The organism is Ignavibacteriales bacterium (assembly GCA_016709155.1).
Classification (GTDB): domain Bacteria; phylum Bacteroidota; class Ignavibacteria; order Ignavibacteriales; family Ignavibacteriaceae; genus JADJEI01.
Map to the genome: position 1 here is coordinate 747,214 of JADJEI010000001.1, position 25,156 is coordinate 772,369.

26 protein-coding genes, 1 tRNA gene and 2 pseudogenes are annotated in these 25,156 nt (G+C 36.1%); 1 reads left to right on the top strand and 28 read right to left on the bottom strand.

Going from position 1 to position 25,156, the window contains the following annotated elements; genetic code table 11:
- Positions 1-6: 6 nt before the first annotated feature.
- From IPH11_03790 to IPH11_03810, 5 genes are all read right to left on the bottom strand, one after another.
- Positions 7-1,314 (bottom strand): PQQ-like beta-propeller repeat protein, encoded by a 1,308-nt coding sequence (locus IPH11_03790; protein ID MBK6912822.1) that lies wholly within the window; start codon positions 1,312-1,314, stop codon positions 7-9.
- Between the two features lie 154 nt (positions 1,315-1,468).
- Positions 1,469-3,742, bottom strand: coding sequence for a T9SS type A sorting domain-containing protein (locus tag IPH11_03795; GenBank protein ID MBK6912823.1), 2,274 nt, complete (start codon positions 3,740-3,742; stop codon positions 1,469-1,471).
- Positions 3,743-3,826: 84 nt separating this feature from the next.
- Positions 3,827-4,522, bottom strand: a complete 696-nt coding sequence (locus tag IPH11_03800) for a hypothetical protein (protein MBK6912824.1) — start codon at positions 4,520-4,522, stop codon at positions 3,827-3,829.
- Positions 4,523-4,547: 25 nt separating this feature from the next.
- The gene (locus tag IPH11_03805) at positions 4,548-5,381 is read right to left on the bottom strand and encodes an ABC transporter permease (protein MBK6912825.1); all 834 of its coding nucleotides are present in this window, start codon (positions 5,379-5,381) and stop codon (positions 4,548-4,550) included.
- Positions 5,378-6,301, bottom strand: coding sequence for an ABC transporter ATP-binding protein (locus IPH11_03810; protein MBK6912826.1), 924 nt, complete (start codon positions 6,299-6,301; stop codon positions 5,378-5,380). The genes IPH11_03805 and IPH11_03810 overlap by 4 nt, the downstream gene beginning before the upstream one ends.
- A gap of 438 nt (positions 6,302-6,739) precedes the next feature.
- Between IPH11_03810 and IPH11_03815 the strand changes: the two are divergent.
- Positions 6,740-10,323, top strand: a pseudogene (locus IPH11_03815) (vitamin B12-dependent ribonucleotide reductase).
- Positions 10,324-10,498: 175 nt separating this feature from the next.
- Here IPH11_03815 and IPH11_03820 read toward each other — a convergent pair.
- From IPH11_03820 to rplE, 23 genes and pseudogenes are all read right to left on the bottom strand, one after another.
- A complete protein-coding gene (locus IPH11_03820) occupies positions 10,499-11,209 on the bottom strand; it encodes a C40 family peptidase (GenBank protein MBK6912827.1) in 711 nt (236 codons plus the stop codon).
- A gap of 8 nt (positions 11,210-11,217) precedes the next feature.
- On the bottom strand, positions 11,218-12,072 hold the full coding sequence (locus IPH11_03825; protein MBK6912828.1) for a sigma-70 family RNA polymerase sigma factor: 855 nt from the start codon (positions 12,070-12,072) through the stop codon (positions 11,218-11,220).
- A gap of 211 nt (positions 12,073-12,283) precedes the next feature.
- Complete coding sequence (locus tag IPH11_03830) at positions 12,284-13,447, bottom strand: phosphopentomutase (GenBank protein MBK6912829.1); 1,164 nt, start codon at positions 13,445-13,447, stop codon at positions 12,284-12,286.
- An 11-nt stretch (positions 13,448-13,458) separates the two neighbouring features.
- Complete coding sequence (locus IPH11_03835; GenBank protein MBK6912830.1) at positions 13,459-15,324, bottom strand: GAF domain-containing protein; 1,866 nt, start codon at positions 15,322-15,324, stop codon at positions 13,459-13,461.
- 85 nt (positions 15,325-15,409) lie between these two features.
- Positions 15,410-16,000 (bottom strand): YihA family ribosome biogenesis GTP-binding protein, encoded by a 591-nt coding sequence (locus tag IPH11_03840; GenBank protein MBK6912831.1) that lies wholly within the window; start codon positions 15,998-16,000, stop codon positions 15,410-15,412.
- Between the two features lie 62 nt (positions 16,001-16,062).
- Positions 16,063-16,545, bottom strand: coding sequence for a 50S ribosomal protein L17 (rplQ, locus tag IPH11_03845; GenBank protein ID MBK6912832.1), 483 nt, complete (start codon positions 16,543-16,545; stop codon positions 16,063-16,065).
- Between the two features lie 18 nt (positions 16,546-16,563).
- Positions 16,564-17,559: a DNA-directed RNA polymerase subunit alpha gene (locus tag IPH11_03850; GenBank protein MBK6912833.1), complete on the bottom strand. Its 996-nt coding sequence runs from the start codon at positions 17,557-17,559 to the stop codon at positions 16,564-16,566.
- A 37-nt stretch (positions 17,560-17,596) separates the two neighbouring features.
- The gene (gene rpsD / locus IPH11_03855) at positions 17,597-18,223 is read right to left on the bottom strand and encodes a 30S ribosomal protein S4 (GenBank protein ID MBK6912834.1); all 627 of its coding nucleotides are present in this window, start codon (positions 18,221-18,223) and stop codon (positions 17,597-17,599) included.
- An 18-nt stretch (positions 18,224-18,241) separates the two neighbouring features.
- Entirely contained in the window at positions 18,242-18,628 is a 387-nt protein-coding gene (gene rpsK, locus IPH11_03860; GenBank protein ID MBK6912835.1) for a 30S ribosomal protein S11, read from the bottom strand.
- Positions 18,629-18,654: 26 nt separating this feature from the next.
- Positions 18,655-19,038, bottom strand: a complete 384-nt coding sequence (gene rpsM / locus IPH11_03865; protein MBK6912836.1) for a 30S ribosomal protein S13 — start codon at positions 19,036-19,038, stop codon at positions 18,655-18,657.
- Positions 19,039-19,058: 20 nt separating this feature from the next.
- Complete coding sequence (rpmJ, locus tag IPH11_03870) at positions 19,059-19,172, bottom strand: 50S ribosomal protein L36 (GenBank protein ID MBK6912837.1); 114 nt, start codon at positions 19,170-19,172, stop codon at positions 19,059-19,061.
- Positions 19,173-19,184: 12 nt separating this feature from the next.
- A complete protein-coding gene (infA, locus tag IPH11_03875; protein MBK6912838.1) occupies positions 19,185-19,403 on the bottom strand; it encodes a translation initiation factor IF-1 in 219 nt (72 codons plus the stop codon).
- A complete protein-coding gene (gene map / locus IPH11_03880) occupies positions 19,403-20,164 on the bottom strand; it encodes a type I methionyl aminopeptidase (GenBank protein MBK6912839.1) in 762 nt (253 codons plus the stop codon). The genes infA and map overlap by 1 nt, the downstream gene beginning before the upstream one ends.
- A gap of 8 nt (positions 20,165-20,172) precedes the next feature.
- Positions 20,173-21,507, bottom strand: a complete 1,335-nt coding sequence (gene secY, locus IPH11_03885; GenBank protein ID MBK6912840.1) for a preprotein translocase subunit SecY — start codon at positions 21,505-21,507, stop codon at positions 20,173-20,175.
- Positions 21,482-21,975 (bottom strand): annotated as a pseudogene (rplO, locus tag IPH11_03890) (50S ribosomal protein L15). The gene secY and the pseudogene rplO overlap by 26 nt, the downstream one beginning before the upstream one ends.
- Positions 21,976-21,990: 15 nt before the next feature.
- A complete protein-coding gene (gene rpmD / locus IPH11_03895; protein ID MBK6912841.1) occupies positions 21,991-22,176 on the bottom strand; it encodes a 50S ribosomal protein L30 in 186 nt (61 codons plus the stop codon).
- Between the two features lie 10 nt (positions 22,177-22,186).
- Positions 22,187-22,639: a 30S ribosomal protein S5 gene (gene rpsE, locus IPH11_03900; GenBank protein ID MBK6912842.1), complete on the bottom strand. Its 453-nt coding sequence runs from the start codon at positions 22,637-22,639 to the stop codon at positions 22,187-22,189.
- Positions 22,640-22,746: 107 nt separating this feature from the next.
- Positions 22,747-22,817, bottom strand: a tRNA-Gln gene (locus IPH11_03905).
- A 19-nt stretch (positions 22,818-22,836) separates the two neighbouring features.
- Positions 22,837-23,202, bottom strand: a complete 366-nt coding sequence (rplR, locus tag IPH11_03910; protein ID MBK6912843.1) for a 50S ribosomal protein L18 — start codon at positions 23,200-23,202, stop codon at positions 22,837-22,839.
- Positions 23,203-23,220: 18 nt separating this feature from the next.
- A complete protein-coding gene (gene rplF, locus IPH11_03915; GenBank protein MBK6912844.1) occupies positions 23,221-23,760 on the bottom strand; it encodes a 50S ribosomal protein L6 in 540 nt (179 codons plus the stop codon).
- Positions 23,761-23,784: 24 nt separating this feature from the next.
- Positions 23,785-24,180 (bottom strand): 30S ribosomal protein S8, encoded by a 396-nt coding sequence (rpsH, locus tag IPH11_03920; protein MBK6912845.1) that lies wholly within the window; start codon positions 24,178-24,180, stop codon positions 23,785-23,787.
- A gap of 12 nt (positions 24,181-24,192) precedes the next feature.
- On the bottom strand, positions 24,193-24,462 hold the full coding sequence (gene rpsN, locus IPH11_03925; protein MBK6912846.1) for a 30S ribosomal protein S14: 270 nt from the start codon (positions 24,460-24,462) through the stop codon (positions 24,193-24,195).
- A 9-nt stretch (positions 24,463-24,471) separates the two neighbouring features.
- Positions 24,472-25,137 (bottom strand): 50S ribosomal protein L5, encoded by a 666-nt coding sequence (rplE, locus tag IPH11_03930; GenBank protein MBK6912847.1) that lies wholly within the window; start codon positions 25,135-25,137, stop codon positions 24,472-24,474.
- Between the last annotated feature and the right edge of the window lie 19 nt (positions 25,138-25,156).

Genomic DNA, 25,156 nt, shown 5'->3' on the forward strand with positions numbered 1-25,156 from the left:
ACCTCCTTATTTGATTGAATACACACTTGTTGAGCGATAAGTAGGGAAGTAAAGTTTCGCTATTCCGATAGCAGGTGAATCGCCTGACTCTCCAAACAGTGCGTCGCTTTGCCATAAAAGTTTACCATCATTTTGGAATGCCAATACTTTGAATTCATATCCTGGGTTAGTCTGAATTGGTACATAAATAATATTTTGATTATCACAGACAAGAGGTGAGGAAATTGTTCCTCCATAAATCTCTGTAATCGCCGATTTCCATCTTAATTTACCATCATAGTCTAAGGAATAAAGAGAATCAGTACCAAATCCAAAATAAATATTACCAAAATAATCCATCGTAGGTTCGAGGAAATATGAATCTACCCGGTTTGAAACCGATTGCTCCCATAAAACATTTCCCAATTTGTTTAGCTTTATCATATAAGCGTTTGTGCCCATTGCCCTATCATAAATTCCATATAAGTAAATATTTCCTTCATAGTCAATCAATGGTGAAGCAATTCCATTTTCACCGCCAAAACTCCAAATAATTTTCTTTTGGTTTACATCAACAGCATATAACGCTTTTTCGGACCCAGTTATATATAATGTATTACCATCTGGTGAAAATGCAATTCGAGTATTACTACTAAGAGACCCAAAAAAAATATTTTCAATCTTTAAAGTCCATTTTAGTTTACCATATTTACTCAGTGCGAAGAGTGTTGAACTTGAGTCTACAAAATAAATTGTCCCCTCCTTCCCAATGTTCATTCCTCTGGTGGTAATATAAGTTTCTGTATCATACTCCCACTTTTCTAACCCATTCTTTGTAAGCGCGATAATTTTTCCACCAGTATAAGTTGATACAATGATTGTCGAATCTGATAAAATTAATGGAGTAGTTCCTGATGCTATCTCCTGTATTTTATAGTACCAATTCAAAGCGCCGGATTGATTTAAACTATAAACTCCTCCTTTACCAAATGCAGGACCACTAGTTTGAAAAATAACTGAATTATCAGTACCCATTAAAACCCCACTCTCAATGTAAACTGAATCATACGCCCATTGTACCAACCCAGAAGAAGGACCATTATATTTACTTCTACCGGTGTATTGAGGATTTCCTCTAAACATAGGCCAGGGGCTATCGGCAAGGCTGGGCCAGTAAATATCTTCCTGGTAACCGGGAGGTTTTGGTGGTTCGTTTGGGGCGGTGGGGTTTTGTTCGCAGCTTGTCATCATAACTGCAGAAACAATAAAAGTTAGACTAAAGATAAAATACTTTAGGGGCCGAGAGTTTTTGAACAGAAGATTTTTTACTGTCATTTTTTTATCCCTAAATATTTTTGTTTGAAACTTAAGCACAAAGAAATGAAATGTCAACTAATAAAAAAGGCTGCCCATTTCTGAACAGCCTTGAAACAAATAATTATATTTAATAAACTCCCCTCTCCTTTGGAGAGGGGTTGGGGGTGAGGCTTTACTTGATCAATATCATCTTCTTTGTGCTTGTAAAGTTACCTGCTGTCAATGCATAATAATATATTCCGCTGGAAAGATCACTTGCATTAAAGTCTATTTGATAATTGCCCTGTTCTTTCTGCTCGTTGATTAATTCTACAACTTCATTTCCAAGTACATCATAAATCTTCAATGTTACAAAAGCATTTTCAGGAATTGAATAGCTGATGCTTGTGTTTGGATTGAAGGGGTTGGGGTAGTTTTGACTTAATGAATAATCAACCGGACTTGGAACTGTTGCTTCAACTTCATAAGAATATTCGAATGAGCCATCGTAGTCAATTTGCTTTAATCTATAAACATAGCTGCCTGCATTCATTTTTGTATCAATGAACTGATAGGTTATCGGGTTAGTTGTGGTACCTGCACCCGGGACAAATTTAACTACAGACCAATCGCTTCTTTTGGTGTTTTCAATAGTTGCACGTTCAACTTCAAATCCTCTGTTGTTAAGTTCGGTTGCCGTTTGCCAGTTAAGATAAACATTATCTATTTTCACATTTGCAGTAAAAGCACTCAACTCAACGGGAACCGGATCAACAACTACAATTGAAACAGTTCGCCGATGAACAGGAGTACCGTTTGGTCCCTGCCCTTGGATATTAATTGTGTAAGTACCATTGGTAACTGTTCCTGATGTGTAAATTCTCATCGGTACGGAACCAGGATAAGTTGAAAGAGTATTACCACTGGGGAAATCAAGAATGAGAGACCCGCTTGCAGGGGTGGGTGTAATTGTTGCTGTGAAAGAAGCGGTCTCTGTATAAAGTTTAACATCGGGAACATCTATACTATAAAAAACAGTGTCGTTAATGTTATCAATGTTTTGCGTTGATGGAGATGAGAGCATCGCAAAATCAGGGAAGTATCCCGTGTAACTTCCATAATTGTTATTGCGGAAATCTGTCCAAACCGCCATTGCGCCTAATTCGTTGGAAACAATCGCATTATAATCACCCATATAATTAGCAACGTTATTTGTACAAATTCCGGTTGCACAAATCTTAGCTTTCTTGTTTGATATTTTTTGATTTGCTGCCCAGGTAACCCCGCCGTCATCGGAGTATGAACCATAGATGAATGAACTGTCGCTTGTAGGAGTATCTCTTGTATCCATCCACTGTGCATAAAGTCTGCCGGTAGTTTTATCAGTCCAGATTGCCGGGTGCCATTGATGATTTAAAGTTGTATTAGGATCATCATTTACCACAACAGCACTTGACCACGTTGTTCCTTGATCATCAGAAAATCTGCAAAAGATATCAGGTTTATTACCATTGCCGGCAGGAGTATTAGAAGCATAAACAAGATACAGTCTGCCTCTGTGTGCGCCATAACTATTATCGGCAGCAATAAATGGATAGGGTCTTGTCCTCATAAATCGCACAGTGTTTCTTCCTCCTACATCTGTTCCGACATAATTTGAAAAATTATTTGTTGATTTAAGAGTAAAATTTAAACCACCATCAGTCGAAAGATATAATTTATAAGTTGAAGCAAAACTGCTTCCGGTGTTAGTAATGAAGTAAACACAGCCGCCTGGAATATCGCCGGCAAGTACATTTGGTCCAACGCATGGCATTGCGCCGGGAAGGGGTGAACCAGTAGCTGTAAAAGTAGTAGTGAAAGTCGCTCCGTTGTTTGTACTTCTTGCAAAGCCATGTCCATTGAATGAACCGGTCGTCATTGTTACATAGACATAATTAGCAAAAGGTCCGCTGGTTTGATCAGCGGCAATCCAGCACTTATCTCCGCCAAATATAGCATTAACAGCAGAAGTCCACGTTGCTCCGTTATCAGTAGATCTGATTAGTTTGGTCCCTGTTATTCCACCGTACATATTGATGTAATAAAGATTACCTAAACTATCATAAGCAGTAACAGGATCGCCGGCAACAGATGTTCCGAAGGATGGTGCAGAAAATATCCATTCGTGTCCATCGGATGTACGATGTGCACCATTAATATTAAATGCATTGAAATATTGCAGCGGATTATTCGGATTCTCACTCATATGTGGTTCTGCAAAATCAGTCCCTAAATTGAAGTTATCGTAACCATCAATAGTAATAGGAGCGTCTGAATCGGGAGGGAGAGGTTCAATACCATCGTACATATCCGGAGTTAATCTATCTATGCGCGTTTCATCAATGAACTGTGCATTTGTAATTGATGAGACAACAAACAGAACAACAGCTAACGGGAAAAAGAAATTGTAGAACTTGCCGATCATAACATACCTCGATTAATTAGTGATTTATTTTGATTTAATAATAATATAATTATTCCACAAAATCCAAAAAAAATAAAATAATTTTTACTTTTTCTTTTCATCAAACATTGAGTCGCTTATTCCTTTATTCACTTTGTAGTTGGAATATTTTATGAATACTTTTCCCGTTGTTGTTTTATTATCATCTTCTTTTTTTGTTTCAGTATTCATATCGCCGCTGATGGATTTGGGCAGATTTAATTTATCAATGTTAAAAATAAATGTCATCGCTGTTGGAAGAGGATAGTTCAGTTTGGGGTCATCGTATTTAAGTTCCATCACAAATGTACCGTTAGTTTTGGTGGTTGATTCCACTTTGCGAATGACTTTCTTCGCTCTGTCTATCCACAAAGTTGAGAGGATAATATTATTGACATCTCCCAGCGGAATTATTTTTATGATTGTAGTTTTTATTCCATTTAATGTTTCTTCTTTTTCGAATAGCGCAGTGTAATCACCTTTGGTAAATGCAAACGGCGAGAAGTTCATCCCCTCTTTTGGCAGCAGTGCAAAACCATCAGATTCAAAATGAATTTTATCCGGCTGCTTGAAATATAATTTAGCTTTTGATTCGGGAACTTTTAAAAAGTTTACATCCACTTTTATTGAAACATCAACTTGATAATCCTGTACCCGGTCAAAATTATTTTGAACTTCATTAATTATAATTTCAGGCTTAATGCCTTGTGAAAAACTTTTGACGGATAAAAAAAGAAACAGCAGAAAAATTATTTTGTACATTATTACACCATCAAATCTATTTATGTTAAAATATCTTTTTATTAAAGAAGTAAGCCGTAATTCCAAACAAAACAATTATGTGTCCAAAAAGTACTGCTACTGCTTTGATTATTTCAATCATCTCGATTGGATCATCAAAAAATAATTTCCAATCGAGTATGTAATTAGTAAACAAATATGGTCTGACGCTCTGGAAAAAATCGATATTTATCGCTGAGATAATTAAGAACACAATTATTATTGCCATTGTAGTTACAATCGGACCGATAGCATTTTCCACCAATGAAGAAAAGAAAAAAGCAATTGAGGCAACCACCGACATTGAGAGAGCAGCAAAGCCATAACCAAGCAAAAATCGCCACAGCACATCATCTTTTGCGAAGATAATTATTGTTGTACTTTTAATTACGATAAGCTCGCCTACTCCGAAAATAATTATTCCAAGCACCAAACTCATCACCGCAAGCCAAAGCACGAGCAAGTTTGAGTAAATAATCCCAGCAATAAATTTTGAACTAACAATTTTTAATCTTGAAACAGGACGAGTAATTAGCATTCGATAAGTTCCGCTTGTTGCTTCGCCGGCAAGTAAATCGCCTGCGACCAATGTGATTAAAAACGGAATGTGGAGCGCAATGCTGTTTAATATTATGAATGACACAAGATATGCGTTCAGTAAGTTACCAACAAAAACGAAAGACTCTTGCAGATTTCTTGTCATAAAATCGAGCGAATGTTCGCCTTCGAGAACCATTGCAATTTGTACAAGCGGAACAAGTACGGCAATAGCCATAAAGCCGATATAAGTTCGCCACTTCCTAAAAATTTTATAAAGTTCTATTCTAATAAGAGTGATCATTTAATTTCCTTTTCAGTAAGTTCAAGAAAATATTCTTCAAGTGAGCGCATCGGTACAATTGAGCTTACATCAACTCCGTTCTCAATAAAGTATCTATTTACTTTACTTATTTCATCCGGGTCAAGAGCAAAAATAATTTTATTATCAGTAAAAGAATTTACTTTGGAAGACCAGCGCGAAGCAGAAAGTAATTGTTTAGCTTTTTCAATTTCAGTCACTTGCATTGTTACTTTTAAATTTGCTTGCTGAAGAAGAGTTTCAACTTCACCTTCAACCACCGATGCACCTTTATTGATAATGACCATACGATTTGCGACAAGTTCGACTTCATAAAGAATGTGCGACGATAGAAAAATAGTTTTCTTCGCATCTTTACTTAGTGTAATAATTAAATCACGTATCTCTTTCATTCCTTGCGGATCAAGCCCGGTAGTCGGCTCATCAAGAATAATTAAATCCGGATCGTGAAGCAGTGACTGAGCAAGACCAAGCCGCTGTTTCATTCCATGCGAAAAAGTTTTCACTTTACTTTTGAACCGTGTAGAAAGTCCGACTAACTCCAACACTTCCATAATTCTTTTTTGTGAAATATGCTTGCCGGAAATTCTTCCCAGTATTTCAAGATTTTTATAAGCTGATAGATAGCCATAAAAATCAGGCTTCTCGACAATAGCTCCGACCCTTTTAAGAATCTCAATGCGGCTTTCTTTTAGTGATTTGCCAAATAATTTTATCTCACCGGTATTGGGCGTAATCAATGACATTAGCATTCTGATTGTAGTGCTCTTGCCCGCGCCATTAGGACCGAGAAAGCCAAACACATCGCCTCGATAGACATTCAGGCTTAAGTTGTTTACCGCTTTAAGTTCTTTAAAATGTTTTGACAGGTTTTTTATTTCAATAATTTTTTCTTCTGACAAAAGTTCTCCATTACATTCTGGTTTTAGCTCTTAAAATATTATAAAAATTTTTCTTAAGTTAAATTTAGTTAATTCTTTTATGGCTTAAATAAAAAAATTTTGAATGGAGAAAAAGCCTGATAAAAAAATTTACAGTTAATAAAAAAATTTAGTTCGTATTCAATCAAATTTTTCATTCTGAAAAAATTTAATTTGTTTTTTATTTTTAAAACTCATAAAGTTGCATTCAAATTTTTGATCTGAAGAAATGACAAAAAAAATATTTAAAAAAATTTTTATCTCACTTTTTTTTTGATTAGCTTCAATTCAGTTTTAAGTTCTTAAACGATTTCAACCAGTTTAAAATGCAAAAAAAGTTACAGTGTCGCTGTTCAATTCAATTAACCAATTTTTATTCAAACAATATTCAAACGCATAGGATTTTTTAGGGAGACTTGCATGCAGATAAAAAGATTTTTTACCACAAAAGGCGTTGACCCGCTTTCAACTATCCAATTTGAAAAACGAAATTCCGAAATTCGAAACCCGGATGGTTCTATCGTTTTTAAAATGGAGGATGTAATAGTGCCTGTTCAATGGTCGCAGGTTGCAACAGATATTATTGCCCAGAAATATTTTAGGAAAGCAGGAGTGCCTCGCCTTTTAGTAAAAGTTAAAGAACAAGCCGTTCCCGATTGGCTGCAAACTTCAACTGCAGATGTGGAAAAATTAAAACAGCTTCCTGAAAAAGACCGCACCGGTTCTGAGAATGATTCAAGACAAGTTTTTCATCGCTTAGCCGGAACATGGACTTATTGGGGATGGAAAGGCGGCTATTTCGAAAGTGAAGAAGATGCAAAAGCTTTTTATGATGAACACGTTTTTATGCTGTCAAATCAAATGGCTGCGCCAAATAGCCCGCAATGGTTTAACACTGGAATAAACTGGGCATACGGTGTAACGGGTCCATCGCAAGGTCATTATTATGTTGATTATCAAACAGGAAAGCTGACAGCTTCTGAAGATGCCTACACCCACCCGCAGCCGCATGCTTGCTTTATACAGTCTGTAAAAGATGACCTGGTGAATGAAGGCGGTATAATGGATTTGTGGGTTCGTGAAGCACGGTTATTTAAATACGGATCAGGTACTGGTTCAAACTTTTCAGAATTACGCGGATCAAATGAATCATTGAGCGGCGGTGGAAAATCATCCGGCTTGATGTCTTTTCTAAAAATTGGAGATAGATCCGCGGGTGCAATTAAATCCGGTGGAACGACACGACGCGCAGCTAAGATGGTCACATTGGATTTAGATCATCCTGATATCGAAGAATATATAAATTGGAAAGTTGTTGAAGAACAAAAAGTTGCTGCACTCGTTGCCGGAAGCAGGCTCGCTAATCTTCACTTAAATAACATAATGAAAGCCTGCTATGAAGAACATCCTGAAAATGACCGCTTCAATAAAGCAGCAAATAAAAAACTAATGCATGCTGTTATTGAAGCTCGCAAAGCACAGATCCCGAATAATTATATCGAAAGAGTAATTCAACTTGCAAAACTTGGATTTAAGTCTATTGAATTTCCTATATATGATACCGATTGGAATTCTGATTCGTATGCAACAGTTTCAGGACAGAACTCTAATAACTCTATTAGAGTTACCAATGAATACATGAGCGCTGTAGTTAGTGATGGCGATTGGAATCTTTATTGGAGAACTGAAAAAAGAAAAGCAAAAAAAGAAAAACGCGAACCCGTTCCATGTAAAACTTTGAAGGCAAAAGATCTGTGGGATCAGATTGCATTTTCGGCATGGTCTTGCGCCGACCCCGGTATTCAATATCACACTACTATTAATGAGTGGCATACTTGCCCTGCCGATGGTGATATCAAAGCTTCAAACCCTTGCAGTGAGTATATGTTCCTCGATGATACCGCATGCAATTTAGCTTCGTTGAATCTTGCTAAATTTTATGACACGAAAACCAAAAAATTTGATATCGAAGCCTACCGACATGCGACAAGACTTTGGACTATTGTACTTGAAATCAGTGTATTGATGGCTCAGTTTCCGAGTAAAGAAATTGCACAACTGAGTTATGATTTTAGAACTCTTGGATTAGGATACGCAAATCTTGGAACACTGCTGATGCTTCAAGGAATTCCCTACGATAGCAATGAAGCTTTCGCAATCTGTGGGGCGCTTACTGCTATTATGCACATGAAAGCTTATGCAACTTCATCCGAGATGGCAAAGGAACTGGGAACATTTCCAAAGTTTGAAGGAAATCGTGAATCAATGCTGCGTGTTATTCGTAATCATCGAAGAGCTGCGTATAATGTACCTAACGAGGAATACGAAGATCTTAGCATTTATCCCGTTGGAATAAATCCAAAATTTTGCCCGTCGGATTTATTAAAAGCTGCTCGTGAAGATTCTGACAGAGCGTTGGATCTTGGGACGTTGAATGGGTTCAGAAATGCTCAGGTAACAGTTATTGCCCCGACCGGAACAATTGGTTTAGTGATGGATTGTGACACCACCGGAGTTGAACCGGATTTCGCTCTGGTTAAATTCAAAAAACTTGCAGGGGTGGTTACTTTAAAGTTATCAATCAATCAATACCGCCCGCATTAGAAAGACTTGGATATAATCAAGATCAAATTTCGGAGATAGTGAAGTATGCAACCGGGCATAGTACTTTAGTTGGATGTCCATATATCAATCATGAATCTTTAAAGGCAAAGGGATTTACGGAAGATGCACTTACAAAAATGGAGAAAGCCTTACCCTCAGCTTTTGAACTTGGATTTGCCTTTAATAAATATACATTTGGTGAAGAATTTCTTTTAAAGAAATTAAACTTTACTAAAGAACAAATTAACAGTATGGATTTTAATCTTTTAGCATCATTAGGTTTTTCAAAGCAAGAAATTTCATCTGCAAATGATTTCGTTTGCGGAACGATGACTATTGAAGGCGCACCATTTTTGAAACACGAACACTATCCTGTTTTTGATTGTGCAAACAAGTGTGGTAAAAAAGGGACAAGGTTTATTCGCGCTCAGGCTCACATCAAAATGATGTCCGCTGCACAACCTTTCATTTCTGGTGCAATCTCCAAGACAATTAATCTTCCAAATAATGCAACAGTAGAAGATATTAAAGAAGCATATATGCTTTCATGGAAACTCGGTGTTAAAGCAAATGCACTCTACCGCGATGGCTCAAAACTTTCTCAACCTCTCAATACATTAAGCGATGAAGAAGTTGAAGCCTTTCTTGATGACAAAGAAAATAACGATATAATCAAAGTTGCAGAAAAAATTATTCATCGTTACATTGCCAAAAGAAGAAGACTACCTGATAGAAGATCCGGCTATACCCAAAAGGCGAAAATCAACGGGCAATCTGTTTATATCAGAACGGGCGAATATGACAACGGTCAGATAGGTGAGATATTTATTGATATGCACCGGGAAGGAGCTGCATTCAGGAGTCTTTTAAACTGTTTTGCTATCTCCATTTCATTAGGTTTGCAGCATGGAGTTCCACTTGAAGAATTTGTAGATGCTTTTGTATTTACAAGATTTGAACCAAGTGGAATAGTGACCGGTAATGACAAAATTAAAATGGCAACTTCAGTAATCGATTATATATTCAGGGAACTTGCCGTAACATATTTAGGAAGAAACGATCTATCTCATGTTGCACCTGAAGAGGTTACTTCAAAAGTTTCACCCGGTATAGTTAAAAAATTCGTTGAACCGGAATTCGTAAGTGAAGAAATTGTGAGTGAAAGATTGGTGGAAGTTAATCAGGATAAAATCAAAAACTTAAACTACACCCTTTCTTCAAGCAAATCGTTTTTAAGAAATACCGAACCGACTCAAAATAAACTTTCAGCTAGAGTGAGAGAAGCGAAAGAAAAAGGTTACACCGGTGATATTTGTACTGAATGTCAGGGGATGACTATGGTTAGGAACGGAACTTGTCTCAAATGTATGAATTGCGGGGCTACTTCAGGCTGCAGTTGAGTTTATAGAAATTAAAACATTTTTTATGACCATTTGTGTTATTAGTTTTAATGATATATGATTCATCCATTTATGAGTTAGTATTATAAGAAGGCTCTGCCTTTATTCTAGTGTTATGTGGATGTATAAAAATGAATGGAAAGTTATTGATTGGCAATCCGTGCAGTTGATAGTTCTAATCTAGATTTTCTATTCTTCTCCCCCCCATAAATTTACGTGAATAATAATCTTGATCGAGTGATGAAACAATTACACCATTTTTAGAACTTGAATGGGCAAATAAATTATCGCCGATATAAATACCGACGTGTCCGGGCTTCACTCGTCGTCTTGTGTCAAAAAATACGAGATCGCCGAACTTCAGTTCATCACGATTATTAATTATAATTCCCTGCGTGTACTGATCGCGCGCAGAACGTAGTAGATCAATTGATAAAACATTACCGTAAATAGTTTTTGTAAATGCAGAGCAATCAATCCCATTAATTGAATTGCCACCGTATTTATACGGAGTATCAAGATATTTGATAATCTCCATTAGAACTTGCTCTTTAAAGTTGTTTTGATGTTCGACAGGGTTTGTGTTAACGTCCTTGCTGGAAAGATTTTTCATTACTTCTGCAATGTCAATCCCCTGATCATCAGGCATATCATCTTCCTCGTCGTCCCAATGAAGAGTGTCTTGTGCCGTATCGAATAAGGGGGTGGTAAAAATATCTTTTTCAGAAGTGGGAATTAAAGAATCGTTTGATGTGAAACGTAAATTGTTAGTATCGTCCGCTGTATCATTTGAGTTGGAATTATATCTCAGTGAACCGGAAGAAGCAGAACAGCCGAAATAAGTTATTATTCCGGCTGTGAAAAAGAGAATTGTTGAAAAACGCAAAAACATTCCTAACCTAAATATGCTTTTAAATTTTTACTTCTCGAAGCATGTCTTAATCTTCTAATGGCTTTTTCTTTTATCTGTCGAACTCTTTCCCGGGTTAAATTAAATCGCTCACCAATTTCTTCAAGGGTTAGTGAATGTTCTTTATTCAACCCAAAATAAAGTTTTATAACTTCTGCTTCCCTTTCGGTTAAAGTAGAAAGCGCACGTTCGATTTCAGCTTTGAGAGATTCAGTCATCAGCACGTGATCCGGAGTCGGCTGCTGATCATTCTGGATAACATCCAGCAGGCGATTGTCTTCGCCTTGAGCAAAAGGCGCATCCATAGACACATGTTTACCAGAAATTTTTAAAGTATCGGCAACTTCACTAACATCCATGTCCAATTCGGTTGCTAATTCATTTGCGCTTGGTTCTCTTTCAAATTCCTGTTCGAGATTGCTGTAAGCTTTTCCTATTTTGTTAAGCGCTCCAACTCTGTTAAGCGGCAATCTTACAATTCTGGATTGTTCTGCCAATGCCTGGAGAATAGATTGCCTTATCCACCACACAGCATAAGAAATAAATTTGAAGCCTCTTGTTTCATCGAATCGTTTTGCAGCTTTTATTAAACCAAGATTTCCTTCGTTAATAAGGTCACCAAGAGAAAGACCTTGATTCTGATATTGTTTTGCAACGCTCACAACGAATCTTAAGTTGGCTTTGGTCAATATCTCAAGGGCTTGCTGCTCACCTTTTTTAATTCTGATTGCAAGATCAATTTCCTGATTCGGAGTAAGTAAACTTACTTTTCCGATTTCCTGCAAATATTTATCAAGAGATTGACTCTCGCGGTTAGTATATTGTTTAGTGATTCTCACTAATTTTTCCTCACTATTATTAATTAAATTTTTAAAATGAACAAAGAGATCAGAGAATTAAGTGGAAAATAATTCCCAATAAAAAGTTCGCAAATATAGCTTAAAAACGCTTGTAATAAAAGTTAAAAAAAGTGCCCAATCCTAAAATCGATCCCTTCTGAATTAATAAACAACGAACTTTCCTCTAAAAAAGAGAAAATTATACTGCCAATTATTGTTCAAGAAAACTAATACCTTCCAGATGATTATTCACTTTGAAAAAATCAGCAACAGTTTTGCCAACATCAGAAAAAGTTTTTCGTACACCTAAATTATTTGACTTCTTGTTTTTTCCAAAGTATAAAAGTGGTACATATTCCCGGCTATGATCAGTGCTTGGGGTTGTCGGATCATTGCCATGATCAGCAGTAATAATTAATCGGTCATTAGCATCCAACACATTTAAAAACTCTTCCAGAAACAAATCAAATTCTTCCAATGCTTTGGCAAAACCAATGGGGTCATTTCTATGTCCAAAATTAACATCAAAATCAACGAGATTCGCAAAGATGAACGAATCTGCTACTTTAGACGCATATTCCAGTAACTTGTTACAACCGTCTGCATTCGATTTTGTTTTTTCTTGAGTTTGAATCCCTCGGTAATTAAATAAATCATTTATCTTTCCAATCGCTACAGTTTTGATATTGTTAAAACTTAAAACGTCCAACACTGTATCTTTTGGTGGATTGAGAGAATAATCTTTTCTATTTGTCGTGCGCTTAAAATTTCCTGGTTCACCCAGAAATGGTCTGGCGATTACTCTTCCAATACAGACGGGATCTTTCAATACTTTATCTCTGGTGATTGAACAAACATGATAAAGATTTTCCAGACCAAAATATTTTTCATGAGCTGCAATCTGAAAAACTGAATCTGCCGAAGTATAAACAATTGGAAAACCTGTGTTGATGTGATCGGCGCCTAATTCATCAATGATTTGAGTACCTGAAGCGGCTTTATTCCCAAGGTATCCCTGAAGCCCGGTTTGTTTTATAAAATCTTCCATTACAGAATCTGGAAAACCGTGTGGAAAGTAAGAGAAATTCATAGCAACTTTCAGCCCGGCTAATTCCCAATGACCTGTGATTGAATCCTTCCCTTTTGAAACTTCACACAGTTTACCAAAAGAGGCAGCAGGATTATTAATGGTGTTTAAGCCAGGAATAAATTTGATATTTCCAAGTCCGAGCTTTGTTAGATTTGAAAGTTTGAGATTGCCGACAGCTTCCGCAATATGAGTTAATGTATCACTGCCCTCGTCATTGTACAAATGTGCATCAGGTAGTTCGCCAATTCCAACTCCATCTAAAACGATAATAAAAAAATTGTTCAAGAATATCTTTACTAATTAATATTTCGAACCGAATTGCCACCCTTTTCAATTGCTTTTTGAAGGGCGAGTGAAGCATTTTCAATAATCTCTTCAGCGTTCACTAAATCTCTGGCCGAAGCAACGCCTATTGAAACTGTATAAGTAGATTGCTTTGCGCTTGTAACAATAGAATGACGAGCAAACTTAACTCTGAATTTCTCCGCCCAAAGAAAGACTTCTTTTGAACTCGAGTTAAAGAAATAAATTCCAAAAATTTTTTCTTCCAATCTTCCAAATAAATTCAAGGGAGAGAGTTCGGCAGAGATAGATTCACATAATGAAGCTATTACTTTAGTAAGCGGATCACCTTCAAATAAGGATTCTTGCTCGAGAAAATCATCTAATTTAATTAGTGCTAACGAGCTTGGTATATTAAGCTTTTGTGCTTTGAACAAATCAATATTAATTCTATTCTTAAATGATTCTGAATTTAAAGCTCTTGTTTCAATATCAACCGAGAGCAGATTCTTCAAGACTAATTGAGTGGATTGGGAGTAAATGTAGTAGGAAATAAAATTAAATATTCCTCTTAAATATTTTATATCAGAATTAGTATAGGAATTTTTTTTAAGATTTTCGAGACAGATTACTCCATAATTTTGTTCATTGTATATTAAAGGAAGAGCTGCGAATGAGCCGTCAAAAGCAACATCTTCAACTTTAGAATAGCGTTGATAACTAACAAGAGAAGTATCGTCGATTTTAACCGGAATACCTGAAACGATAGCCTTACCCACAAGTGTTCCATTTAAATCTATATCAAGATTTTCACCGATATATTTCAGCGTAGTTTTGTTATTCACCCGGATGGTTCTGAATTTCTTGTCAACCGGATGGAAATATACAAAAGTGAAAGCATCCCATGACAGCATGGAATCAAGCGAGGTTTCAATAGTCCGAACAATTTCATTTATATCATTGAATTTATTATCGGGACCGATCATATTGATTAAACTCTCAAGCCTTTGCTGGGAAATGGATTCTGAATGTTTCTCATCATACAACCCGATTATCATGGTTACAACTCTTACAAATCTACCTAAAGCATAAATCGTTTCAATTCCAAAAGCATCCCCATCCTTAGAATCTAACGCTATTACAGCGATAAGGTTTTTATCATAAAAAAGAGGGACACCCACAAAACTTTTTATTGCCTGCGGAATATTGTAATAACGTATTACATCTGGCTCTGCTGCTGAAGTTATATCACTTAGCAATTCAGGTTCGGCTTTACTGACAATCTTACTTAAAATATCATCTTCGATATCAAATTTGCGTTTATTAATTTCTCTTGAATTAGAAACAAATTTTTCGATGCTTAATTTCTCGTTCTTTTTATTATACCAAAAAAATATTGCGGAATGTGCGGAATATGCTTCCTTAATTACGCTTAACAACTTTTCAAGAACGAAAGAAAATTGTTCGTTATGACCAACATTTGGAGGAAGAATTTCATTTGCAATCTCTTCAAATTTTTCTTTCAGGTCGGGGGGTTTTATAATTGTTTTCGGAACTCTAAACTCCGGAGTGAAATTTTGATCTGTAATAATTTCAACTTTTTTATTAGGTGAAATAATTTCGAATGAGTCGGATAAATCGGTATGAGTTGTTGAAGATTCGGATGAGTAGTCATCTAATTCAGGTTCATCCTTTGATGATGAAATAAAACTTGTATCGAATTTAATCGAGTCGCGTAAAAAGATTATGAACGCAACATAAATTAATAATAAAATAATTGCGATGATCTTGATTATCGTATCCTGAGCAATAAAAATTATTGCAGCAAGTATTGGTACAATAAGGAAAATTAATATTCTTTTCTTTTGACGACGATCCATTTTTTTCTTTTACTACAATCCAATAAAAAAATTAATACCAATATAAAATTACTCGATTACATTATCAATAATAGCTTTTCTAAAATTATCTGGAAGAAAATATTTCTGTTATTTTCTTCAGTACTTCTTTTCTGCCAGTATTTTTAACCGAAGAATAAACAAAGAGATTTTCATTTCGAGCTAACCCGGAAAAAATTTCCGAAATTCTTTTCAAAGATAGACTGAGTTCCGCCTGTTTTAATTTATCTACCTTACTAAGTATAATAATCTTGTTTATCGAATTCGATTCTAATAGTTCCGATAGCTGCATATCTAGTTCAGTTGGTGAATGCCTGCTATCAATTATATGGAAAGCCAGTACAATTTGCTTCACCTGAAATATATAGTCTCTCACTAATTTGCCCCATTTTTCACGTTCGGATTTACTCACCTTTGCATAACCATAGCCCGGAAGGTCAACCATAAAAAAGAGGTTATCAATCTTATAAAAATTAATTGATCTCGTTTTACCCGGCGATGAACTAATTTTAGCGAGATCCCGCCGGTTGAATAACGAATTGATAAAAGAAGACTTTCCAACATTTGACCTCCCACAAAGAATCACATGAGGAAGCGGTTCGTTCGGTATTTTGGAAACATCGTAAATAGATGAAATAAATTGTTGCTGTTTGAACATAATAAAAAAGAGTAACCGATACCCGATTACTCTTCTTCCATAAAATTATTTACTAATTTGTTTTACTTTTCAGTAGATTCGGAAAGAACTTTTGCTTCTTCAACTTCTTTTTCTTTCGCTTCCTTTTTAGTTTTTACTTTGGCTGCACGCTTCTCTTTCTGCTCTTCTTGTCTTGCATTAATAACATCGTTATAATCAACGAGTTCTATAATTGCCATCTGTGCAGCATCACCCATCCGATTTCCAAGTTTAACAACTCTGGTATAACCGCCCGGACGATCCCCCACCTTTGTAATGATTTCGGAGAATAATTCTTTCACAGTCGCTTTATCTTTAATAAAATTCATTACATGCTTCTTTGCAGCAAGATCATTCTTTTTAGCTTTGGTTATCAGGGCTTCAACAAACCCTCTTGCTTCTTTTGCCTTAGCTACTGTTGTTTTAATTCTCTTATGTTTTAATAAAGAAGTAGCAAGAGACCTCATCAAAGCATCTCTGTGGCTTGCTGTTCTTTTAAGTTTTCTTCCTCTTACTCTATGTCTCATTATCTGCCTTCTGGATTTTTAATTAGGTTCAACTTCTTCGTTAATATATTTTTCTACGTCCATACCAAACTCCAGTCCAAGATTTTCAACTATTTCATTTAGTTCAGCCAAAGATTTTCGACCGAAGTTTCTGAATTTTAGCATTTCCTGTTCATCTCTACGAACTAAGTCAGCAATGGTTCTAATATTTGCAGCTTTTAAACAATTATGAGATCGAACACTTAGTTCAAGATCATCAACACTGGTAGTTAATATTTTTCTAAGTCTTTCTTTCTCACTATCCTTCTGGCTTACAGTCTGTTCCTCTTCCTGCTCAATATCGAAATTAATAAACAACTGAATATGTTCTTTAAGAATTTTAGCCGCTTGAGTTAAAGCGTCGTCAGGAGTTATAGAGCCATCTGTATAAATTTCTAATGTAAGTTTTTCATAATCATTTTTATCCCCAATTCTTACATTTTCAATTTCGTATTTAACATTTTTAATTGGAGTAAAGATCGAGTCAATAGGAATTATACCGATTGTTTGATCTGGGGCTACATTCTCTATTGAAGTAACAAAACCAATACCTCTGTTTACTCTGATTTCAACTTCCAGCTTTGCATTTTTATTTAATGTAGCAATGTGCAGATCGGGATTAAGTATTTCAATCTCATTGCTATTCTTTTGAATTTCGGCTGCAGTAAATTCACAATCTCCACTTAAAGCTATTGCAATTGGATTGGGTTTTTTACTTAATAATTTCATCCTGACTTGCTTGAAGTTAAGGATTAATTCTGCCACGTCTTCCACCACCCCTTCAATGGTGCTAAATTCGTGCAGGATACCGCTGAATTTAACAGATGTTATTGCTGCGCCAGGAAGTGAAGAGAGCAAGACTCTACGCAGAGAGTTGCCAAGAGTAACGCCATAGCCTCTTTCGAGAGGCTGTAAAGAAAACCTGCCAAATGTATTTGTATAATTAGCCTCATCCAAAACAACTGCTTCGGGCATTTTTAAATTTGATCCACTCATTTATTAAACCTCGGAATTAATTATTCTAAAAAAATTTTTACTTAGAATAAAGCTCAACTACCAATTGTTCATTTGCTTCTAAAGGAACATCTGATCTTTCTGGAATTTGAATGAAAACTCCAGAGAGAGTTGCTTTATCTATTGACAACCACGGATAAGTACCTTCTTTAACTCTTTTAATAGAGTTATGAATCAGATCAAGTTTTTTGCTTTTATCTTTTATTTTTACAACATCTCCGGCGTTTAAAAGATATGCCGGAATATCAACAAGTCCATCATTAACTATAATATGTCTGTGTCTAATAATTTGTCTTGCCTGCTTACGCGAAGAAGCAAGCCCTAATCTATAAACAACATTATCTAATCTACGTTCTAAAAGCTTAACAAGGTTTTCACCTGTTCTGCCTTTTTGCTTAATAGCTTTTTCAAAATAATTTCTGAATTGTGTTTCGAGAATACCGTAAGATCTCTTAATCTTTTGTTTTTCCCGAAGCTGAACTCCATATTCAGAAACTTTTGGTCTGCGTGATAAACCGTGCTGACCTGGCGCATAGTTTTTTTCTTCTATCGGACATTTTTCAGTAAAACATTTTTGTCCTTTTAGAAAAAGTTTTTGTCTTTCACGACGACATAATTTGCAAACTGAATCTGTGTATCTTGCCATTAAATATCTTTCTATTAATTAAACTCTTCTTTTCTTAGGTGGACGGCAGCCATTGTGAGGAATGGGAGTGACATCCTTGATAGAGGATATTTCAAGCCCGGCTGTATTCAATGCTCTTATAGCCGCCTCACGGCCTGACCCCGGGCCTTTAACGAAAACTTCAACTTTTCTTAGTCCAAGATCGAAAGCTTCCTTTCCTGCTGCCTCGGCTGATACCTGAGCCGCATAAGGAGTATTTTTCCTTGAACCTTTAAATCCATTTTTTCCCGCAGACGACCACGAAATTGTATTACCGTAAATATCAGTTAGTGTAACCAAAACATTATTAAACGTTGCTTTGATATGAGCAACACCGTTTGAATCTACGTGTGTTCTTTTTTTAACTTTTTTTGCTGCTTTAGCCAAGTATCAATCCTCCGATTTGGAAATTATTATTTCTTAGCGATTACTTTTTTCTTACCGGCAACAGTTTTTCTCTTGCCTTTTCTTGTTCTGGAATTTGTACGGGTTCGCTGTCCACGCGCCGGCAATCCTTTTCTATGCCTCAACCCGCGATATGAACCTATGTCCATCAATCGTTTTATATTTTGTTGAACATCCGATCTTAACGCACCTTCAACTTTATATTCTGCTGTAATTACAGATCTTATTTCCGCAATTTCTTCATCAGTAAGATCAGTTACTTTTTTTTCTGGATTCACTTTTGCTTTTTCTAAAATAGATGCTGCAATTGATGGTCCAATTCCGAAAATATATTGAAGCCCATAAAGGGTTTTTTTATTTTTAGGTAAATCTACGCCAGCTATACGAGCCAATTATTTACTCCTTTAATTTATTAACCTTGACGTTGCTTGTGCTTTGGATTTTTACAAATAACTTTAACAACGCCTTTGCGTTTAATTACTTTACAATTTTCACAAATCTTTTTAACAGATGCTCTTACTTTCATTATCTCTCCGAACTATTTATATCTGTAAGTTATTCTTCCTTTTGTCAGATCATACGGAGATAATTCTATTGAAACTTTATCTCCAACTAAAATTTTTATAAAGTGCATTCTCATCTTGCCTGATATATGAGCTAAAATTTCATGACCGTTATCCAACTTTACTCTGAATTGAGCATTAGGTAAAGTGTCGGTCACAACCCCGTCAATTTTTATAGGTCCTTGTTTCGCCATTAGCAGACCGAAAGAATTTCAGGTTCACTATCTAAAATTACAATTGTATGTTCAAAATGAGCGGAAGCTAATCCATCATTTGTAACAATTGTCCAACCATCATTTTTAGTTCGCACTTTATATTCACCAATATTTATCATAGGTTCGATTGCAATGGTCATACCATTTTTTAATTTACCACCGGTGTTCCTTTTTCCAAAATTAGGAACTGATGGCGGTTCGTGCAAGTATTTTCCAACGCCGTGACCGCATAAATCACGAACAACTGAAAACCCGAAGCTTTCGACATATTCCTGAACAGCGTTAGAAATATCATGAACTCTATTACCGGACCTTGCTTGTTCAATTCCAAGGTACAGTGATTTTTCAGTGATATCCATTAATTTTTTTTTCTCTTCAGAAATTTCACCGACAGCAACAGTCAATGCTGCATCGCCATAGTAACCTTTTTTAAGAACACCAACATCTAAAGAAATTATTTCTCCATTTTTTAGAACTCTTGAGCCGGGTATTCCATGGACAACTTCTTCGTCCACTGAAGCACAAATTGTGGCAGGATATGCCGGCGCACCACCTTGTGAATATCCTTTGAATGCAGGTTCAGCATCATTTGATTTGATATAATCTTCAGCAAGCTGGTCTAATTCTAATGTTGATATACCGGGCTTAACTTTACTTTTTAAAAGTTGAAGTGTCTCAGCAACTATTTTACTGCTTTCTCTTATCAGATCAATTTCTTTTTTTGTCTTTATTAAAATCACAAGTCAAATTATCTTCTTCCTCTGATCTTACCAGATTTCATAAAGCCATCGTAATGCCGCATTAAAAGATGTGATTCGATTTGCTGCAGAGTATCAAGGGCAACACCAACGACAATTAACAAACTTGTACCGCCAAAGAATTGTGCGAACTGACCGGAAACTCCCCAGGCTGAAACGAATGCCGGAAGTATTGCAATAATGGCTAAGAAAACTGATCCCGGTAAGGTAATCTTAGTCAGAATATTGTCTATAAAATCAGAAGTTTGTTTCCCAGGTCGGATGCCGGGAATAAACCCACCTTGTTTTTTCATATTGTCCGCAACATCTTTTGGGTTGAAAGCAATAGCAGTATAAAAGTAAGTGAAAAATATTATCATCAAAGCGTAAATGAATGAATAGACCGGTGATTGATATTGGAAATATCCGGCTAAACTTACTAAAAATTCGTTATCAGGGAAGAATGAAAGTACAGTATTAGGAATAAACATGATTGACTGAGCAAAAATTATAGGCATAACTCCGGCAGTGTTTACTCGTAATGGAATATATTGAGTTACACCTCCATAAATTTTTCTTCCTACAACTCTTTTCGCATATTGAACAGGAATCCTTCTTGTCCCTTGAGTTACAAGCACGACACCTGCAATAATCAGAGCCATTAAAGCCCATATAACAATTTCGATAACAAGACTTCTTGAGCCGGAAGAAATTAATCTGTATTCATCTAAAATTGCAAATGGAAATCTTGCAATGATGCCGATAAAAATTATTAATGAAATGCCATTACCAATTCCTCGCTCGGTGATTTGCTCGCCCATCCACATCATTAATATAGTACCGGAAGTTAGAATTATTATAGTTGATAATACCCAAAAAATTCCGTTAACACCGTCCGGGACAATCGGAATTCCTTGAACATTCATATTCAATAATCTAACAGTTACACCCCAGGCTTGCATTCCGGAAATTAGTACAGTTCCATAACGAGTAAGCTGGGTTATTTTCTTTCTTCCTTCTTCCCCTTCCTGTTGCAGTTTTTGAAAATAGGGGACAACGGCACCAAGTAACTGAAGAATGATAGAGGCTGAAATATATGGCATAATTCCAAGTGCAAAAATTGCTGCATTTTGGAAAGCACCTCCAACAAATAAATCATACAATGCGAATAAGTTATCGGATGTTTGGTTTTTCATACTCTCTGCCAGCAGAACAGCGTCAACGCCGGGAAGAGTTAGATGAGAACCTAATCTGACAATAAAAAGCAAGGCCAAAGTGTATATAATTCTCTGGCGAAGTTCGTGAATCTTAAAAATATTTCTAAATGTTTCTGTAAGTCTTGACATTTATTTTCTGCTTAAATCGTTTTAATAGAGCCGCCGGCTTCTTCAATTTTTGTTTTGCCGATTGGCTGAAAGCATTTGCCTCAAGATGAAGCTTTGATGTTAAGTTCCCATTACCTAAAATTTTCACAGGTTTATTCAAACTTTTGATTAAACCGAAATTTTTTAGAGAGGCGATGTCAACAGATGACACATCAATTTTTTTTCATCTACTAGTTTCTGTATCGAACCTAAATTAACCACCTGTGAATAAACTTTAAAAGGACTGGTGAAGCCATGTTTTGGAATTCTTCTCTGCAACGGCATTTGTCCACCTTCGAACCATGCACGCTTTTTTGCGCCTGAACGTGAAAGCTGTCCATTCATACCTTTTGTTGCAGTTCCGCCATGACCGGAGCCTTCACCCCGCCCTATGCGTTTTCGTTTTTTCCTTGATCCTTCTGCGTATTTAAGATTACTTAATATATCCATTATTGAACCTTTTGTCTATTCTTTTATTTCTTCAACTTTGACTAAATGATCTACTTTTCTAACCATGCCGCGAATTTGTGGAGTGTCGTTGTGCACCTTCCAATAATTCGGACGACCAAGACCCAAAGCTTCAATGGTACGTTTCTGATCCTTTGGTCTATCAATAATACTTCTAATCTGTGTTACCTTAATTTTACTCATACTGCCTCTATTAAGAAATAAATAATTCAGAAACTGCCATACCACGTTTTTTCGACATGGTACGTGCATCAATCTGATTTAATAGCCCATTCAATGTGGCTTTTACCTGATTATGCGGATTACTTGATCCAAGTGATTTGGTTAATATATCTGTAATTCCGGCAGCTTCAAGAACTGCACGAACGCCACCACCGGCAATCAAACCTGTTCCAGGTGTAGCTGGCTTTAGAAGTACTTTGCCCGCTCCAAATTTTCCAATTATCTGATGAGCAACAGTACCTTTGATAATAGAAACTTTTACAAGGCTTTTCTTAGCATCATCCACACCCTTTGATATAGCATCCGTAACTTCGTTGGCTTTACCAAGCCCTACACCAACAACGCCGTTTCCATTTCCAACAACAACAATAGCATTGAAGCTAAATCTTCTACCACCCTTAACAACTTTAGCTACCCTGTTTATGTGTACAACTTTTCTTTTAAACCTTCAACTTCGGTTGATTTAATGGTTTTCAAGCTTCACTCCGTAATCTACATTAATAATAAAAGTAATATTTAGATAATTAATTGCTGCCGGGAGAGGACTCGAACCTCTGCAGACGCCTCCAAAGGGCGTAGTCCTGCCATTAGACGACCCGGCATTAGAAAACATATCCGGCATTAAAACTTTAGTCCTTTCTCGCGAGCACCTTCGGCAACAGCCTGTATTCTTCCATGATAACGATATCCATTACGATCAAAAACTACTGAACTAATTTTTTGTTCAATCGCTTTGGAGGCGACTAAATTGCCAACCAATTTGCTTTTTGCTGCTTTACCTTTGGCAGTTTTTAAATCTGCTTCAATTTCTTTGGATAATGAGGAAGCTGCAACCAACGTTTTACCAGTAGTATCATCAATGATTTGTGCATAAATATTACTAAGACTTCTATAAACAGTTAATCGGGGAGTTTCGGGTGTTCCGGAAATCTTATTTCTAATTTTTGTTTTAGAACGTAATCGTTTGTTATTGTTTCTCTTAATCATAGTTAAACTTTCCTTCTGTTACTTACCGGCAGTTTTACCAGCTTTTCTTCTGATCTGTTCATTTGAATATTTAATACCTTTACCTTTGTAAGGTTCAGGTTTACGGATTGATCTTATTTTAGCTGCAACTAATCCAACTAATTGTTTGTCGACACCTGAGATTGTTATGGCATTGGGAGTTGGAGCTTGAAGTTTAACCCCCTCCGGCGGCATAAAAAATATCGGGTGTGAGAATCCTATATTAAACAACAGGTTATTTCCTTTTAATTCAGCTTTGTAACCAACGCCGATAATGTCCAAACTTTTCGAATATTCTTCTGTAACACCGGTTACCATATTCTGAATTAATGCTCTTGTTAAACCATGCAGTGCTTTATTTTCTTTAAGATCATTTGGGCGTTCTACTGTAATTTCAGAATCCTTTACCACCGCCTTCATACTGGGGTGAATATCGTGTATTAACTCCCCTTTAGGACCTTTAACTTTTATCTGTAAACCACTAAGGTTTATAGTTACACCCTTAGGAACTACTATTATTTTTTTACCGATTCTTGACAATTTAATTCTCCATTCAATAAAATATTACCAAATATAGCAAACAACTTCGCCACCGATCGCCTGGGTTTTAGCTTGTTTGTCAGTTAGCAGACCTTTGGATGTGGAAATAACAGCAACACCTAAACCATTATATACACGGGGAAGTTTATCAGCATTCTTATAGATTCTTAAACCGGGGGTGCTGACTCTCCTTAACCCCGAAATTGCAGGAACACCATTTCTATATTTAAGAACCACTCTTAATATATTTTGTTTAGTATCCTCAATTTCAGTGAAGTCCTCAACAAAATTTTGTTGTTTCAAAATGCTAACGAGCTGCTTTTTCATATTCGAAGATGGAATATCCACTCGAAGATGCTTTGCTCTAGAAGCGTTTCTAATTCTAGTTAATAAATCTGATATCGGATCTGTAACAGCCATTTTTTTCTCCTTCTACCAACTTGATTTTTTTAATCCGGGAATTTCGCCCCGTAATGCCATTTCTCTTAAAACAAGCCTGGAAACTCCGAACTTTCGATAGAAAGATCTTGCTCTGCCTGTCATCATACATCTATTCATTAGCCTGACTGGAGACGAATTTTTAGGAAGCTCCTGAAGTGCTTCATAATCACCCTTCTTTTTTAATTCCTCTCTCAAAGTACGATATTTTTCAGAGAGTCTTCTTCTTTTCTCTTCACGTGCCAGTAAGCTTTTTCTTGCCATAAACTTTTCCTATGCTGTTTTAATTTCTTTTTTTCTGAATGGAATACCGAAAGCTTGAAGTAACTCGAAAGCCTCGGAATCATTTTTAGCTGTAGTTACAATCGTGATGTCCATACCTACTACTTTTGTAACCTTATCCGGATTTATCTCGGGAAAGATTATTTGTTCTTTAATTCCCATTGTATAATTGCCACGTCCATCAAAAGACTTATCCGATAGACCTCTAAAATCTCGAACACGAGGTAATGCAACGTTTATTAATCTATCAAGAAGTTCATACATTCTGTCTTTTCGCAATGTGACCATAGCACCAATATTAACGCCTTCTCTAAGCTTAAAATTTGAAATTGATTTTTTTGCTTTTCGAATACTCGCCTTCTGACCTACTATAGTTTCAAGTTCTTTTACCGCCTGTTCTAAAAGTTTTTGATCATTGACTGCTTCGCCGACACCCATATTAACAACAACCTTAACTATTTTAGGAACCTGCATCACACTTTTGTACTTGAACTTTTTCATCAGAGTAGGAATGATTTCTGATTTGTAAATCATACCCAAACGAGAAGGAACTCTTGTTTCTTTTTCATTTGAAGTAACCTTCTTTTCAGAAGATTCTTTTTTTGTTTTTTTAGAAGATTTTTCTTCAGTAACTGTTTTTTGTTTTTTCTCTGCCATTCTTAATTCAAACTTTAAT